The following is a 14,050-nucleotide window of genomic DNA, read 5'->3' as shown; positions in this document are numbered from 1 at the left end:
CTTCCCCGCCTCTATTTCGCGGGGTCTTCGCGCCCCGCCATGAATCGTATGAGGGCCTGGAAATCGGCCGGGGTGCAAGTCGCGCACTGACCCGTCGCCGGCATGGCGTTGTAGCCCTGGATCGCATGATCCAGCAGCGTGGCCTCGCCCTGCTCCCAGCGAGCGTCCCAGGCGGCGCGGTCGTGGACCAGCGGCGCGCCCGTGCCCGGGATGGCGTGGCAGGCGTGGCAGGAGGTCTCGTACAGGCCCGAGAGACGCGCGTCGGCGGGGCGCAAGGCCAGGGCCTGCTCCGGCGTCGGCGGCGGCGCGGTCTTGGCCCCGCAAGCCGACAGGGTCAGGGCGGCGACGACCAACGCCACCCGCATCATGCGATCCCCGTCAGGCGCTTGGCGGCCGTCACGGTGTTGGCCAGCAGGCACGCGATGGTCATCGGCCCGACGCCCCCAGGAACCGGCGTGATCGCGCCGGCGACCTCGCGAACCTCGTCGAAGGCGACGTCGCCGACAAGTCGGGTCTTGCCGGCCGCGGCGGCTTCGGGATCGCGGGCCGGAAAGCGGCTGATGCCGACGTCGATCACCACCGCGCCCAGCTTGACCCAATCGGCCTTGACCATCTCGGCCCGGCCGACGGCGGCGACGACGATATCGGCCTGGCGGACGATCGACGGCAGGTCCTTGGAGCGCGAGTGGGCGATGGTCACGGTGCAGTCGGCGGCCAGCAGCAGCTGGGCCATCGGCTTGCCCATCAGGTTCGAGCGGCCGATGACCACGGCGGTCTTGCCCGAGAGATCCCCGATCACGTCCTTCAGCAGCATCATGCAGCCGGTCGGCGTGCAGGGCGCCAGGGCCGGCAGGCCGCTGGCCAGGCGGCCGGCGTTGGTCACGGTCAGGCCGTCGACGTCCTTGTCCGGCGACAGGGCCGCCACGACGTCCATCTGGCTGATGTGGGCCGGCACCGGGAACTGGACCAGCACGCCGTGAATCTTCGGATCGGCGTTCAGCTTGGCGACCACGGCCAGCAACTCGTCCTGCGTGGTTTCGGCCGGCAGGCGATGGGTCTCGGAATACATGCCGGCGGCCTCGGTCTGCTCGCCCTTGTTGCGGACATAGACCTGGCTTGCGGGGTCCTCGCCGACCAGCACCACGGCCAGACCCGGGGTGAGCCCGTGCCGCGCCTTCAGCTCGGCGACCTCCACGGCGATCTTCGCCCGCAGATCGGCCGCGAAGGCCTTGCCGTCGATGAGTTTGCCCTGCGCCATGGTGCTTCTCCTGCCTGGCCCGTCCCTAAACGCTGGAGGCGAGACTCGCAATGTCGAGGGGTTGACCACGGTTCGGCCCCGGCGTGTGCTCAGGCCATGACCCAGTCTTTTCCGACTCCCGCCGCCCACGCCCAAGAGCTGCTGGCTAGGCTCGGCGTCCCGGCCCTGCCCGCCGACGCCGGTCACGCCGCGCGCGGCCCGATCGACGGCCAGGTCCTGACCCACGTCACCTTCGATGACGCCCGCGAGATCGGGGCCAAGGTCTCGGCGGCCTGCCGCGCCTTCGCCGCCTGGCGCGTCGTCCCCGCCCCGCGTCGCGGCGAACTGGTCCGGCTGTTCGGCGAGGAACTGCGCGCGGCCAAGCCGGATCTGGCCGCCCTGGTCACCCTGGAAGCCGGCAAGATCGCCTCCGAAGCGGCCGGCGAGGTCCAGGAGATGATCGACATCTGCGACTTCGCCGTGGGCCTGTCGCGCCAGCTGCACGGTCTGACCATCGCCTCGGAGCGTCCCGGCCACGCCATGCGCGAGACCTGGCATCCCCTGGGCCCCGTGGCGGTGATCAGCGCCTTCAACTTCCCGGTCGCCGTCTGGGCCTGGAACGCGTGCCTGGCCGTGGTGTGCGGTGATCCGGTGATCTGGAAGCCGTCCGAGAAGACGCCGCTGACAGCCCTGGCCACACACGCCATCCTGCAACGCGCCCTGGCCCGGTTCGAGGACGCCCCCGACGGCCTCTGCGCCGTGATCCAGGGCGGCCGCGACGCCGGCGAGCGTCTGGCCCGCGATCCCCGCATCGCCCTGGTCAGCGCCACCGGCTCGACCCGCATGGGCCGCGCCGTGGCCCCGATGGTCGCCGAACGCTTCGGCCGCTCGATCCTGGAGTTGGGCGGTAACAACGCCATGATCGTCACGCCCTCGGCCGACCTGTCGCTGGCCCTGCGCGCCATCGTTTTCTCGGCGGCGGGCACGGCGGGCCAGCGCTGCACGTCCCTGCGCCGCCTGATCGTCCACGAGAGCCTGGTCGACAAGGTAGCCGACGCGGTCGAGACCGCCTTCCAGCGCCTGCCGGTGGGCGATCCGCGCCAGGCCGCGACGCTGCTCGGCCCGCTGATCGACAAGGCCGCCTATGACGCCTTCGTCGAGGCCATGAACCAGGTCCGCGCCGAGGGCGGCGCCATCGCCGGCGGCGAGCGCCTGCTGATCGACGAGCACCCGGACGCCTACTATGTCCGCCCCGCCCTGGCGCGCCTGCCGGCCGCGACCGCCTGCATGCAGCGCGAGACCTTCGCCCCGCTGCTGCATGTCGTGCCCTATGCGGATTTCGACGAAGCCATCGCGATCCAGAACGACGTGCCCCAGGGCCTATCGTCGTGCGTCATGACCAACGACGTCCGTGAGGCCGAGGGCTTCCTGTCGGCCGCCGGCAGCGACTGCGGTATCGCCAACGTCAATATCGGTCCCTCCGGCGCCGAGATCGGCGGCGCGTTCGGCGGCGAGAAGGACACTGGCGGCGGTCGCGAGAGCGGTTCGGACAGCTGGAAGCAGTACATGCGCCGGCAGACGGCGACGGTGAACTATTCCGGCGCCCTGCCGCTGGCACAGGGGGTGCGCTTCGATCTTTAGCGCGCCCTTGCCGTCCGCCCTCGCAAACGGCATAAGCCCTCACCTCGGGTCCCAGGCCCATGCCGGCGTAGCACAGCGGTAGTGCAGCGGTTTTGTAAACCGAAGGTCGGGAGTTCGATCCTCTCCGCCGGCACCAGTTTCCTCAGGTCTTCCTTCTCTTCAGGCCCCGCGCGATGACCGCCATCCTCTTCATCGACGCCGACGCCTGCCCCGTGAAGGACGAGGCCTACAAGGTCGCCGCGCGCCACGGCTTCAAGACCTTCGTGGTGTCCAACAGCTGGATCCGCGTGCCGCTGACACCGGTCATCGAGCAGATCGTGGTCGACGCCGGTCCGGACGTCGCCGACGACTGGATCGCCGAGCGCTGCGGCCCGGGCGACGTGGTGGTGACCAACGACATTCCGTTGGCCGACCGCGTACTGAAGGCCGGCGGCGCGGCCGTCGCGCCGAACGGGCGAGTGTTCACCCACGACACGATCGGTGTGGCCCTGGCCTCGCGCTCGATCGGCGAGCACCTGCGGTCGATGGGCGAGGTCACCAAGGGGCCCGCAGCCTTCGCCAACGCAGACCGTTCGCGGTTCCTGCAAGCTTTGGATCAGCTGGTGGTCAAGGCCAAGCGAGCGGTCCCGAAATGATCGAGATCACGTCCTGGCTGCGGATCGACGAGGACGAACTGGTCTGGAAGGCCACCCGCGCCTCCGGCCCCGGCGGCCAGCACGTCAACAAGACCTCGACGGCGATCGAGCTGCGGTTCGACGTTCGGAACTCCCCTGCCCTGCCCGAGGACGTCAAGGCGCGGCTGGAGGCCCTGGCCGGCAGCCGCCTGACCCAGGACGGAGTGCTGATCCTGTTCTCTCAGGGCTCGCGCTCGCAGGAGATGAACCGCCAGGACGCCCAGGAACGCCTCGTCGACCTGATCCGCCGCGCGACCGAAAAACCCAAGCCGCGGCGGCCGACCAAGCCCACCTATTCCAGCAAGCTCAAGCGGCTGGACGGCAAGGCCAAGCGCGGCACGGTGAAGTCCGGGCGCGGACGGGTGAAGTTCGACGACTGAGGGACTAAACCATCTCCGGCGGCGCAGGGGCCGAGAAGGCGATCACGTCCTGCTTCCAGTCCGGCTCGACGATCAGACCCGACAGCATCTTCTGCAGGTAGCGGGTCATGGCCGCCTGTTCTTCCGTGGTCAGATTGGCGCAGATGTCGCGGTTCAGCGGCCGGATCTCGGCGCGGATCTTCTCGAGCAGCATGCGACCGGCTTCGGTAAGGCAGATGACCACGATCCGGCGGTCGGCGGGCGAGGCCTTGCGCGCCACCAGGCCGTCATTGATCAGGCCGTCTATCGAACGCGTCAGTGTCGTGCGGTCGGTGGCCGCCAGCTTGGCCAGCCGGGTCATGGACAGATTGCCGAACCGACGCAACGAGATCATCGCCACCCACTTGGCGAACGTCAGGCCGTGTCGGGCCAGGAGATCGGTCGCCATGGCGCGGCGATGCTGTTCGGTCTGATAGAGTAGATAGCTCAGATAACTCGGCAGCGGCAGCGCATGGTCATCGACCAGGTCCCTCCGCTCTTCCCCCTCACGCATAGTCGTTTTCCGCCCCCACAAAACGGCGCTCTGTGTCTCACACGGTTAACGGCCATGCAATCTACGGAGCCTGCGGGAAAACGAAAAACCCCGCGAAAGGCTTCGCGGGGTCATCTCGTTCAATTTAGACGGGAATTTCACGCCGCGGCGGCGCGATTTCGGCTCAGGCCACGGCTCAACCAGTCGTCGGGATAGGTCTCGCGCACGGTGATCGACTTGAACTGGGTGACGGGGATGCTGGCGTGGTCGCCGGGGTTGAGATCGCGCGACACCGAGTGGCCGGCGAACTCCTCGATGATGGTGATCACTTGGCTGCTGCCGGCGGCGTTCTCGATGAGGACCATGTTCATGGGGTTCTGCTCGGGGATCGAGTGAGAAGGAAAATCGGTCGGAGGAAGCGGGCGCGGCCAGCCTTACATCGGGCTCGGCTGGACGCGTTCCTTGAGGCCCTTCAGAGCCCAGGCCTCAACAGCTTGGCCATTGCCAAGGCGGCGGAAGGCGCCGGCGGTGTGCTGCTCGCAGTAGGAGCCGCGCATGGTCATCTTCGGACGGCCGCAGAAGCCGAAATCGTCGCCTTCCGGATTGCCGATCGGCCAGCGGCACGAGTGGATCCCCAGTTCCAGGATGCTTGAGGTCGGCAGCAGGTCTTCCTCGGTGCGCTCATAGCGCGGGGCGACGTGGGGCGCGGCCGTGGTCTCGCGGACCGGACGCTGGCGGACCGCGATCCGCGACGGGGCGCGCACCCCACCGGTACGCTGGCGGACAGGAATTTCGCGGACCGTGATGCCGAGGCGATGCACCTTGCCGATCACCGCGCTGCGGCTGACGCCGCCCAACTGGCGCGCCACCTGGCTGGCGCTGAGGCCCTCCAGCCAAAGCTTCTTCAGGGTCGCGGTGCGCTCTTCGCTCCAGTCCATGATCGTGTTCCCAGCCCAGCCCGGAGCCAGCCCGCTCCGTGAGGAAATTGGTAGATTTTATGGTTAACGCACGTCAAACGTTTATGTGCAGACCCACGGTTTGCGATTTCACTTTTTGCGAAAAGAATCACGTAGATACCAACGATTGTCGCAGGGGCCTGCTCAAGCTAGCCTTAAGGAACATTGTTCCGTGACAGGGTCGCGGCCCTGATTTTATAAGGGTTTGGAATGCGTCGCGCCGTCGCAGGACCTGCGGCGAAACGTCAGTCGGGGATCATCATGCGTATCGTGAAACTTGCCGCCATCGCGGCTCTCTGCGTCGCCGTTTCGGCCTGCTCGAAGGACGGCGGCGGCTCTGGCGAGGCGCCGGCCTCGGCTCCGGCGGATGCTCCGGCCCCTGCCGCCCCGCCGACCGACGCGGCCCCAACCGACGCGGCCAAGGCCGCGGCCCTGGCCGCCCTCCCCGCGCCCTACAACACCGGCGACCTGTCGAACGGTCAGAGCAAGTTCGCCTTCTGCCGCTCGTGCCACACCGCCACCGAAGGCGGTCCGGACCTGACAGGCCCTAACCTCTACGGAGTGTTCGGCCGCAAGGCCGGCTCTAAGCCGGGCTATGCCTATTCTCAGGCCGTCCAGAACGCCGGCTTCACCTGGGACGCCGAGCACCTGGACAAGTGGCTGACCGACCCGCGCGGCTTCCTGCCCGGCACCAAGATGACCTTCGCGGGCCTTCACGATCCCAAGGACCGTATCGACCTGATCGCGTATCTGAAGGTCGAGACGGGCTACAAGCCCGCGCCCTAGGGATGCGCCCGGCCTCGCCAGATGTGGAGGCGTTGATCCAGCGCCTCTACGACGCCAACGGACGACGCGACTTCGAGGCGTTCCGCGCCCTGGTCGCGCCTCGGCTGGTATGGCCGGACCTGACGCGCGGCGGCTGGCTGACCACACCAGAACAGATCCGCGAATACTGGACCTATAACGACGCTTCGATCCGCGTGGAGATCACTCCGGTCGAGGTCCACGTGACCGACGACGGTCGCATCGTGGTCGACGCCAACCAGGTGATCTGGAACCGTGCGGGCGCGCTGTGGTCGGACCTTTGCGTGCGGCATTTTTACACACTTCGCGACGGCCTGATCTGGCGCATGGATGTCGTTTCCCCGGGGGACGCGGACCCAGGCCCATGACGCCGGACGACGATCGCATCGCTGAGCTGTACGCGGCCATCAACGCCCGCGATCTCGATGCGACCGTGTCTTGCTACGCTCCCCACGCCCGCTTCGCCGACGACCTCGAGGGCGGCGTGCTCGACGGCCTCGACGCCATCCGGGGCCACTTCCTCCAACTGTTCGAGACCGTCCGCGTCGAGCTCGCCATCATCGACCTCATGCGTGAACCCGACGGACGGCTACGGGCGCGGCTGCGCGTTGAGACCCGCGGTCCCGGCGGGGGGCTCTGGCAGGACGACACGGTGATCGTCCGGTATCGTCTCGAAGGGGGGCTGATCGTCGAGCAGGAGGTCGACGACAGCGGTCGGGACGGAAACGCGCCATGAGCACGCTTCAGGCGGTGCTGGACGAGGCCTTCACGGCCTTCAACGCCCAAAATCTGCCGGGCATACGCGCGACGCTGCATCCCGAGGTGATCTGGCCCGACACCTTGGAAAGCGGCCCCCCCTTCGTCGGCCGAGAAGCCGCGATGGCGCAGTTCGCCCACATCTTCGCGACCATCGTGCCCAACATCCAGCTGATCCGGGTGCTGGAAGAGACCGCCGACGCCCTGATGGTCGAGGCCCAATACTCGGTGGAAAGTCCCGACGGCCACGTCTGGACCGACACGCGCGCGACCCTGACCTATCACTTCCGCGACCGCCTGCTGGCCGGCATGACGATCGTCGGCGGCTTCTAAGCCAGCAGGTCCGCGCAGGCGTCGAGGATCGCCTCGGCGTCCAATCGGTACTTGCCGTAGAGATCCGGCAGGTCGCCCGACTGGCCGAAAGCCTCCAGACCCAGGGCCCGCACACGCTGGCCACGCACCGATCCCAGCCAGGACAGGGCCAGCGGCGCGCCGTCGGTCAGGGTCACCAGTCCCGCGTCGCGATCCAACGGCGCCAGCAGGGTCTCGATGGTCGAGGTCCCGCGCCCCTCCCCCGTCCAGCGGGCCCGCCCCGAGGCGGTCCAGTCGCGGTGCAGCACGTCGGCCGAGGTGACGGCCAGCAGACCGACTTCGGGCATGTCCTCGGCCAGCGCCTCGAACGCCGCCAGGGCCTCGGGCGCCAGCGCGCCGCTGTAGGCCAGGGCCAGGCGCGCGCCGGGCGCGGGAGGCTTCAGCCAGTACGCGCCATCGACCACGCCCTGGCGCCAGGCGTCGTCGGTCCGTTCGGGCTGGGCGATGGCGCGGGTCGATAGGCGCAGATAGGTCGAGCAGCCGTCCTTGGCCTGGATCCGCTCGAAGGCATGGGCCATCAGCACCGCCGTCTCGTCGGCGAAGGCCGGCTCATAGGTGTCCAGCCCCGGCTGGGCCATGCCGATGACGGGCGCGTTGATCGACTGGTGGGCGCCGCCCTCCGGCGCCAGCGTCAGGCCCGACGGCGTGGCGACCAGCAGGAAGCGAGCGTCCTGGTAGCAGGCGTAGTTCAGGGCATCGAGGCCCCGGGCGATGAAGGGGTCGTAGAGCGTCCCGACCGGGAACAGGCGCTCGCCGAACAGCGGGCCGGTCAGGCCCAGGGCCGCCAGGGCGATGAAGAGGTTGTTCTCGGCGATGCCCAGCTCGATATGCTGGCCCGTCTCGCCCTTGGACCAGACCTGCGCTGAAGGAATGCGGCGACGCTTGAACACATCCTCGTGGGCGCGGCGCTGGAAGACGCCGCGCCGGTTCACGAAGCCGCCAAGATTGGTCGAGACGGTCACGTCCGGCGAGGTGGTGACCACGTGGCCCGCGAACTCGTCCTTGCGGGCGGCGATCTCGAACATCACCTTGCCGAACGCGGCCTGGGTCGACTGCTCGCCATCAGCCTTGCCGCCCGTGACGGCCGCCAGCAGCTCATCGGCGGTCGGGGTCTGGATGATCGGCGCCGTGTGGTTACGCTCGACCTCCGCGGCGAACGGGGCGCGGGCGACCAGGCCCTTCAGCGCCGTACGCTCGGCGGCCGAAAGGCCCGAAAGCGCGTCCCACTCCTCGCCCTCCACGACACCGAGGCGCGCGCGCAGTTCGGCGATCTGGGCCGGCGTCATCAGGCCGGCGTGGTTGTCCTTGTGGCCCTGGAACGGCAGGCGCAGGCCCTTGACCGTGTAGGCGATGAAGAAGCGGGGGCGGTCGTCCTGACCCGCCTTCTCGAAGGCCTCCAGCAGGGTCTCAAGGCAGTGCCCGCCCAGCTCGGTCATGAGCTCGGCAAGATCGACGTCCTTGTAGCCGGCGATCAGGGCCAGGGTCTCGGGGTTGTCGGCGAGATCGGCGTTCAAGCGTTCGCGCCAGGCCGCCCCGCCCTGGTAGCTCAGGGCCGCGAACAGATCGTTGGGCGCGGTCTCGATCCAGTCGTGCAGCGCCTCACCGCCCGGCTTGACGAAGGCCTCGCGCTGGCGCCTGGACCACTTGAGGGTCTCGACGGTCCAGCCCGCGGCCTCGAAGATCTCGCCATAGCGGGTGAACATCCGGTCCTGGGTGGTCGCGTCCAGGCTCTGGCGATTGTAGTCGACGATCCACCAGGTGTTGCGGATGTCGTGCTTGCAGGCCTCGATAAGGGCCTCGTAGATGTTCCCCTCGTCCAGCTCGGCGTCGCCCAGCAGCGAGATCATCCGGCCCATCTTCTCCGGCTTCACCGAACCGCGCGCGGCCAGATAGTCCTGGGCCAGCGAGGCGAAGGCGGTCATGGCCACGCCCAGGCCCACCGAGCCGGTCGAGAAGTCGACGTCGTCCACGTCCTTGGTGCGCGAGGGATACGACTGGGCCCCGCCGAGCGCCCGGAAGCGCTGCAGGTTCGCCAGGCTCTGGCGGCCGAACAGGTGCTGGATGGCGTGGAAGATCGGGCTGGCGTGCGGCTTGACCGCCACGCGATCCTGCGGCCGCAGCGCCTTCATGTAGAGGGCGGTCATGATGGTCGCGCACGAGGCGCTGGACGCCTGGTGGCCGCCGACCTTCAGGCCATCGCGGCTTTCACGAATATGGTTGGCGTTGTGGATGGTCCACGCCGCCAACCAGAGAATCCGTTCCTCAAGGCGCCGCAGCAGAGCGATTTCCTGCCGCTTGGCCGCCAGAGAGCCGTCAGCCATGCTTCCTCACCCGTCTATACCGGTGAGGTTTGCCCCTCACCGCTCTTTTCCCGGGCTTCATACTCTTCGATCTGCCGGGCCGTCCACTCCGGCGACTTCGTGAAGCGCGCCAGAAGGTCATAGAACACCGGAACGATGAACAGCGTCAGCAGGGTCGCGAAGATCGAGCCGGTGAAGATCACCGAACCGATCGTCTTGCGGCTTCCCGCGCCGGCGCCCGCCCACAGCATGAGCGGCAGAGCGCCCATGGCCGCGGAGATCGAGGTCATGATGATCGGACGCAGGCGCAAAGCCGCCGCCTCGATCACCGCCTCGCGCACGGTCAGGCCCTCATCGCGCAACTGGTTGGCGAACTCGACGATCAGGATGCCGTTCTTGGTGGCGATGCCGATCAGGATGATAAGACCAATCTGGCTGTAGGTGTTGATGGTCGAGCCCATCACCAGCAGGCCGAACAGCCCCCCCAGCGCCGCCAGCGGCACGGTCAGCATGATCACGGCCGGGTGGATCCAGCTTTCGAACTGCGCCGCCAGCACCAGGAACACCAGCAGCAGGGCCAGGCAGAAGGCGACGGCGATGCCGCCCGAGCCTTCCAGATAGTCCTTGGCCTGACCGCCCCACTTGATGCTGATCCCGGGAGTCGGGCGCTGATCGGCCTCGTCCTTGAGGAAGCGCACGGCGTCCTCGACGGTGTAGTCGGGGTTCAGCTGGGTGGTCAGGGTGACCGAGCGCAGGCGATCGACGCGCGGACGGTCCGGGGTGTCGCCGCGCAGCTGCGTGGTCACCACCGTCGACAGCGGCACCAGCGCGCCGGAGCTGGTGCGCACCTGCAGCTGGTTCAGGTCCGCGACGCTGCGGCGCTGGTCGAGGTTGGTCTGCAGGATGACGTCGTATTCCTGGCCGTTCTTGATGTAGGTCGTGGCCTTGCGCGAGCCGAACATCGTCTCCAGCGCCCGGCCGATCGACTGGGCGGAGACGCCCAGCGTGGCGGCCTTGTCGCGATCGATCTGCACCGATAGGCGCGGCGAGGTGGGCTCGTAGTCCAGCCGGGGCCGCGAGAAGCCTGGATTGGCCTGGGCCTCGGCCAGGATCGGCTTCAGCCAGTTGGCCAACTGGACGTAGTCGTTGCCGACGGCGATCAGGTCGACATTGGTGCCGCCGCCCCCGCCGCCCCCGCGCTGGAAAGGCCCGCGGACGCTGGCGATGGCCCGCACGCTGGTGATCTTCGACAGATCCTTGTTCAGCTCGGCGGCGACCTCGTCGGCGCTTTTCTTTCGCTCTCCCCAGGGCTTCATGACGATCACGCCGCTGCCGCTGTTGAACGAGGTTCCGCCAAACCGGGGAATGGTCAAGATCGTGCGGTCGGCGATACCCTCGTCACGATAGCGATCGATGATCTTCTCGACCCGCAGGCCGATACCCAGGGTGTAGTCATAGCCGGCGCCCTCCGGTCCGTTGACCGAGACGTCGACCCGTCCGCGGTCCTCGGACGGCACGAGCTCCTTGGGGAGGTTCGCGAACAGCAGGGCCGCGAAGGCCGCTAGCACCACCACCAGGCCGCCGGCGATCGCCGCGGACCAGCCGCCCAGGATGCCCTCCAGCGAGGCCCGATACGACCGGCGCAGGGCGTCCATGGCCGCGTCGACGCGCTTGGCCAGCCAGCCTTCGCCGTGCGCGGGCTTGAGCAGCTTTGACGCCATCATCGGCGACAGCGTCAGGGCCAGCAGGGCCGAGAAGCCGACGGCGGCGGCGATGGCCACGGCCAGCTCGACGAACAGGCGGCCGATGTAGCCGGGCAGGAACATCAGCGGCGCGAACACCGAGATCAGCACGATGGTGGTGGCCACGACGGCAAAGAAGACCTGGCGCGTGCCGCGCTCGGCGGCGACCAGGGCTGGCTCGCCCTCGTCGACCCGGCGCTGGATGTTCTCGACCACGACGATGGCGTCGTCGACCACCAGGCCCACGGCCAGAACCAGGGCCAGCAGGGTCAGCAGGTTCAGAGAGAAGCCCAGCGGCGCAAGAACGATGAAGGTCGACAGGATGCAGATCGGCGCCACCAACGACGGGATCAGCGCCGATCGCCAGCTGCCCAGGAAGACCAGATTGACCAGCACCACCAGGCTGATCGACAGGCCCATGGTGATCCACACCTCGTGGATGGCCTCGGCGGTGAATACCGAGTTATCCACGGCCACGACCAGCTTGGTGCCGGGCGGCAGGGCCTCGTTGATGGAGTCGACTTCCTTGCGGACGGCCTTGGAGATGGCGACGTCGTTGGCCTGGGACTGACGGGTCAGGCCGATGCCGACCTGATCGACATTGTTGCCGCGGAAGACGCGCCGGCGCTCGTCGGCGCCCTCCTCGATCTTGGCGACGTCGCCCAGGCGAAGGACGAAGCCGCTGGCGTCGGCGGGACGAAGCGGCAGGCGGGCGAAGTCCTCGGGCTTGGCGTAGGCGCGCGCGACCCGGATCGTGAAGTCCTTGGCCGCGCTTTCCAGGGCGCCGGCCGGGAGCTCCAGGTTCTGGGCGTTCAGCGCGTTCTCGACGTCGTCGACCGAGACGCCGCGGGCGGCCATCTGGTTGGCGTCCAGCCAGATCCGCATGGCGTAGATCTTGGCCCCGAACAGACGGGCCTGGGCCACGCCGTCGATCGTGGACATCCGCTCGACCAGATAGCGGTCGGCGTAGTCGGCCAATTGCAGCGGATCCAGCGTTGTCGAGGTCAGGTTCAGGATGATGATCGGCGAGGCGTCGGCGTTGGCCTTGGCGATCTGCGGCGGGTCGGCCTGGTCGGGCAGGTTGGCCGTCACCCGGCTGACGGCGTCGCGCACGTCGTTGGCGGCCGCGTCGAGGTCGCGGTCGAGATTGAAGGTGATGGTGATCTGCGAGCGGCCGTCACGGCTGCTGGAGTTCACGCGATCGATGCCCTGGATGCCGGCCACCTGGCGCTCGATCACCTGGGTGATGCGCTCTTCGATGACTTCGGCCGAGGCGCCGCGATAGGTGGTCGAGACCGACACCACGGGGGGATCGACGCTGGGCAGCTCACGGATCGGCAGCGAGGTATAGGCCGCCAGGCCGATGACGCAGAGGATGATCGCCGCGACGGCGGCGAAGACGGGACGACGGACGGAAAGGTCGGACAGCATCAGCCGGCCTTGCGGTCAGCGCCGCCCTTTTCGCCGGCCTTGTCGCCCTTCTTGTCGCCGGGCTTGTCCTTGCCGCCGCCGATCGGGGCGCCGTCCTGGATGCGGTTGAGGCCATCGGCGATGATCTTGTCGCCCTTCTTCAGGCCGGCGCGGATCTCGACGAAGCCGCCTTCGCTGATGCCGGTGTCGACATCGGTGCGGCGCGCGACCATGCCCTTCGGGCCCTTGGCGATGCGGTAGACCGAGGCCTGGGTTCCTTCGAACTGCACGGCCGCTTCCGGCACGGCGACGCCGGTGCGCTCGCCCTGGTCGATGGAGACCTTGACCAGCATGCCGGGCTTCAGGCGGCCGCCGGCGTTCGGGAATTCGGCACGGGCCTTGATGGCGCGAGTGGACGGATCAATGCGGGTGTCGATCTGGGCGATCCTGCCCTGGAAGGTCTCGCCCGGCAGGGCGTCGGGGCGCGCGGCGATGGGCAGGCCGATGCGGATGGTCCGTAGATAGCGGTCCGGCACCGAGAAATCGACGCGAATGACCGAGGCGTCGTCCAGGCTGACGATCGGCGTGCCGGCGGCGATCAGCATGCCCGGCGCGACGTCCGAAATGCCGACGCGGCCCGAGAACGGCGCGCGCAGCACGCGGTCAAGCTTCTGGGCCTGGGCCGTGCCGACCGAGGCCTTGGCGACGTCCAGGGCCGACAGATACTGCTCGGCCGTCGCGCGCGGGGCTATGCCCTTGTCGGCCAAGGTCTTCCAGCGGGCGTAGTCGCGCTCGGCCTGGGCCAGGCGCGCCTTGGCTTCCGAGATCCCGGCGTCTTCCTGGTCGGCCTTCAGCTCGACCAGCACCTGGCCCTTGCGCACCGTCTCGCCGTCCGTGAAGTGCACGGCGGTGATCAGTTCGGGCGTGTTGGAGGTGATCGTCACCGACTGCCGGCCCTTTGCCGCCCCCAGCACCTCGATACGATCGGTGAACGGACGCTCGCCGACCACCATCTGCGAGACGTTGGTCGCACGACCGCCGCCGCCGCCAGCCTTGCTGGCGTCCTTGTTGCCGAAGGCCAGCTTCAGCCCCCCGACGACCAGCATCAGGACAACGGCGACCAGAGCCACCACGAGGAAGAAGTGCCTACGGATCAAGAAAACGGCTCCAGCACGCCGGGAGGAGTCGGCGGAATTCGGCGAAGATATGACCGCAGCCTAAAGCGGCGTCCAGTGACAGCCGGATGACCGAATGTTGCAATTCTGAA

15 protein-coding genes and 1 tRNA gene are annotated in these 14,050 nt (G+C 68.3%); 8 read left to right on the top strand and 8 right to left on the bottom strand.

What is annotated here, in order from left to right; all coding sequences use genetic code 11:
* Nucleotides 1-11 precede the first annotated feature (11 nt).
* Together ACW175_RS08780 and folD are read right to left on the bottom strand one after the other, a co-directional pair.
* Nucleotides 12-368 carry a c-type cytochrome gene (locus ACW175_RS08780; RefSeq protein ID WP_492104186.1) on the bottom strand — a complete coding sequence of 119 codons (357 nt, stop codon included), beginning with the start codon at nucleotides 366-368 and terminating at the stop codon, nucleotides 12-14.
* Nucleotides 365-1,258, bottom strand: coding sequence for a bifunctional methylenetetrahydrofolate dehydrogenase/methenyltetrahydrofolate cyclohydrolase FolD (folD, locus tag ACW175_RS08775; protein ID WP_492104185.1), 894 nt, complete (start codon nucleotides 1,256-1,258; stop codon nucleotides 365-367). Before folD ends, ACW175_RS08780 begins: the two co-directional genes overlap by 4 nt.
* A gap of 96 nt (nucleotides 1,259-1,354) precedes the next feature.
* Here folD and amaB point away from each other — a divergent pair, with 96 nt between their 5' ends.
* From amaB to arfB, 4 genes are all read left to right on the top strand, one after another.
* A complete protein-coding gene (gene amaB / locus ACW175_RS08770; RefSeq protein ID WP_492104184.1) occupies nucleotides 1,355-2,878 on the top strand; it encodes an L-piperidine-6-carboxylate dehydrogenase in 1,524 nt (507 codons plus the stop codon).
* 61 nt (nucleotides 2,879-2,939) lie between these two features.
* Nucleotides 2,940-3,014: transfer RNA gene (locus ACW175_RS08765), tRNA-Thr, on the top strand.
* A gap of 37 nt (nucleotides 3,015-3,051) precedes the next feature.
* Nucleotides 3,052-3,513, top strand: a complete 462-nt coding sequence (locus ACW175_RS08760) for a YaiI/YqxD family protein (RefSeq protein ID WP_492104183.1) — start codon at nucleotides 3,052-3,054, stop codon at nucleotides 3,511-3,513.
* Entirely contained in the window at nucleotides 3,510-3,932 is a 423-nt protein-coding gene (arfB, locus tag ACW175_RS08755) for an alternative ribosome rescue aminoacyl-tRNA hydrolase ArfB (RefSeq protein WP_492104182.1), read from the top strand. The genes ACW175_RS08760 and arfB overlap by 4 nt, the downstream gene beginning before the upstream one ends.
* A 4-nt stretch (nucleotides 3,933-3,936) precedes the next feature.
* On the opposite strand, the gene ACW175_RS08750 is transcribed toward arfB, so the two are convergent.
* From ACW175_RS08750 to ACW175_RS08740, 3 genes are all read right to left on the bottom strand, one after another.
* Complete coding sequence (locus tag ACW175_RS08750; RefSeq protein ID WP_492104181.1) at nucleotides 3,937-4,464, bottom strand: MarR family winged helix-turn-helix transcriptional regulator; 528 nt, start codon at nucleotides 4,462-4,464, stop codon at nucleotides 3,937-3,939.
* Nucleotides 4,465-4,601: 137 nt separating this feature from the next.
* Nucleotides 4,602-4,814 (bottom strand): hypothetical protein, encoded by a 213-nt coding sequence (locus ACW175_RS08745; RefSeq protein WP_492104180.1) that lies wholly within the window; start codon nucleotides 4,812-4,814, stop codon nucleotides 4,602-4,604.
* A 63-nt stretch (nucleotides 4,815-4,877) separates the two neighbouring features.
* A complete protein-coding gene (locus tag ACW175_RS08740; protein ID WP_492104179.1) occupies nucleotides 4,878-5,381 on the bottom strand; it encodes a GcrA family cell cycle regulator in 504 nt (167 codons plus the stop codon).
* A gap of 279 nt (nucleotides 5,382-5,660) precedes the next feature.
* On the opposite strand from ACW175_RS08740, the gene ACW175_RS08735 reads away from it, so the two are divergent.
* The 4 genes from ACW175_RS08735 to ACW175_RS08720 are packed head-to-tail and all read left to right on the top strand — an operon-like array spanning nucleotide 5,661 to nucleotide 7,292.
* Nucleotides 5,661-6,185 (top strand): c-type cytochrome, encoded by a 525-nt coding sequence (locus ACW175_RS08735; RefSeq protein WP_492104178.1) that lies wholly within the window; start codon nucleotides 5,661-5,663, stop codon nucleotides 6,183-6,185.
* 32 nt (nucleotides 6,186-6,217) lie between these two features.
* The gene (locus ACW175_RS08730) at nucleotides 6,218-6,571 is read left to right on the top strand and encodes a nuclear transport factor 2 family protein (protein WP_492104177.1); all 354 of its coding nucleotides are present in this window, start codon (nucleotides 6,218-6,220) and stop codon (nucleotides 6,569-6,571) included.
* Complete coding sequence (locus ACW175_RS08725) at nucleotides 6,568-6,939, top strand: nuclear transport factor 2 family protein (protein WP_492104176.1); 372 nt, start codon at nucleotides 6,568-6,570, stop codon at nucleotides 6,937-6,939. Before ACW175_RS08730 ends, ACW175_RS08725 begins: the two co-directional genes overlap by 4 nt.
* Nucleotides 6,936-7,292: a nuclear transport factor 2 family protein gene (locus ACW175_RS08720; RefSeq protein WP_492104175.1), complete on the top strand. Its 357-nt coding sequence runs from the start codon at nucleotides 6,936-6,938 to the stop codon at nucleotides 7,290-7,292. The genes ACW175_RS08725 and ACW175_RS08720 overlap by 4 nt, the downstream gene beginning before the upstream one ends.
* On the opposite strand, the gene ACW175_RS08715 is transcribed toward ACW175_RS08720, so the two are convergent.
* Genes ACW175_RS08715 through ACW175_RS08705 form a run of 3 tightly spaced genes read right to left on the bottom strand, consistent with a single transcriptional unit; the run spans nucleotide 7,289 to nucleotide 13,940 of the window.
* Nucleotides 7,289-9,652 (bottom strand): thiamine pyrophosphate-binding protein, encoded by a 2,364-nt coding sequence (locus tag ACW175_RS08715; protein ID WP_492104174.1) that lies wholly within the window; start codon nucleotides 9,650-9,652, stop codon nucleotides 7,289-7,291. The two genes, ACW175_RS08720 and ACW175_RS08715, sit on opposite strands and share 4 nt — an antisense overlap.
* A gap of 14 nt (nucleotides 9,653-9,666) precedes the next feature.
* The gene (locus ACW175_RS08710; RefSeq protein ID WP_492104173.1) at nucleotides 9,667-12,804 is read right to left on the bottom strand and encodes an efflux RND transporter permease subunit; all 3,138 of its coding nucleotides are present in this window, start codon (nucleotides 12,802-12,804) and stop codon (nucleotides 9,667-9,669) included.
* A complete protein-coding gene (locus ACW175_RS08705; protein WP_492104172.1) occupies nucleotides 12,804-13,940 on the bottom strand; it encodes an efflux RND transporter periplasmic adaptor subunit in 1,137 nt (378 codons plus the stop codon). Before ACW175_RS08705 ends, ACW175_RS08710 begins: the two co-directional genes overlap by 1 nt.
* Nucleotides 13,941-14,050 lie beyond the last annotated feature (110 nt).

This window comes from Caulobacter sp. FV1ye6ST (genome assembly GCF_058681225.1).
Note: the sequence above shows the minus strand (reverse complement) of the source record. Positions and strands in the feature narration are given on the sequence as shown.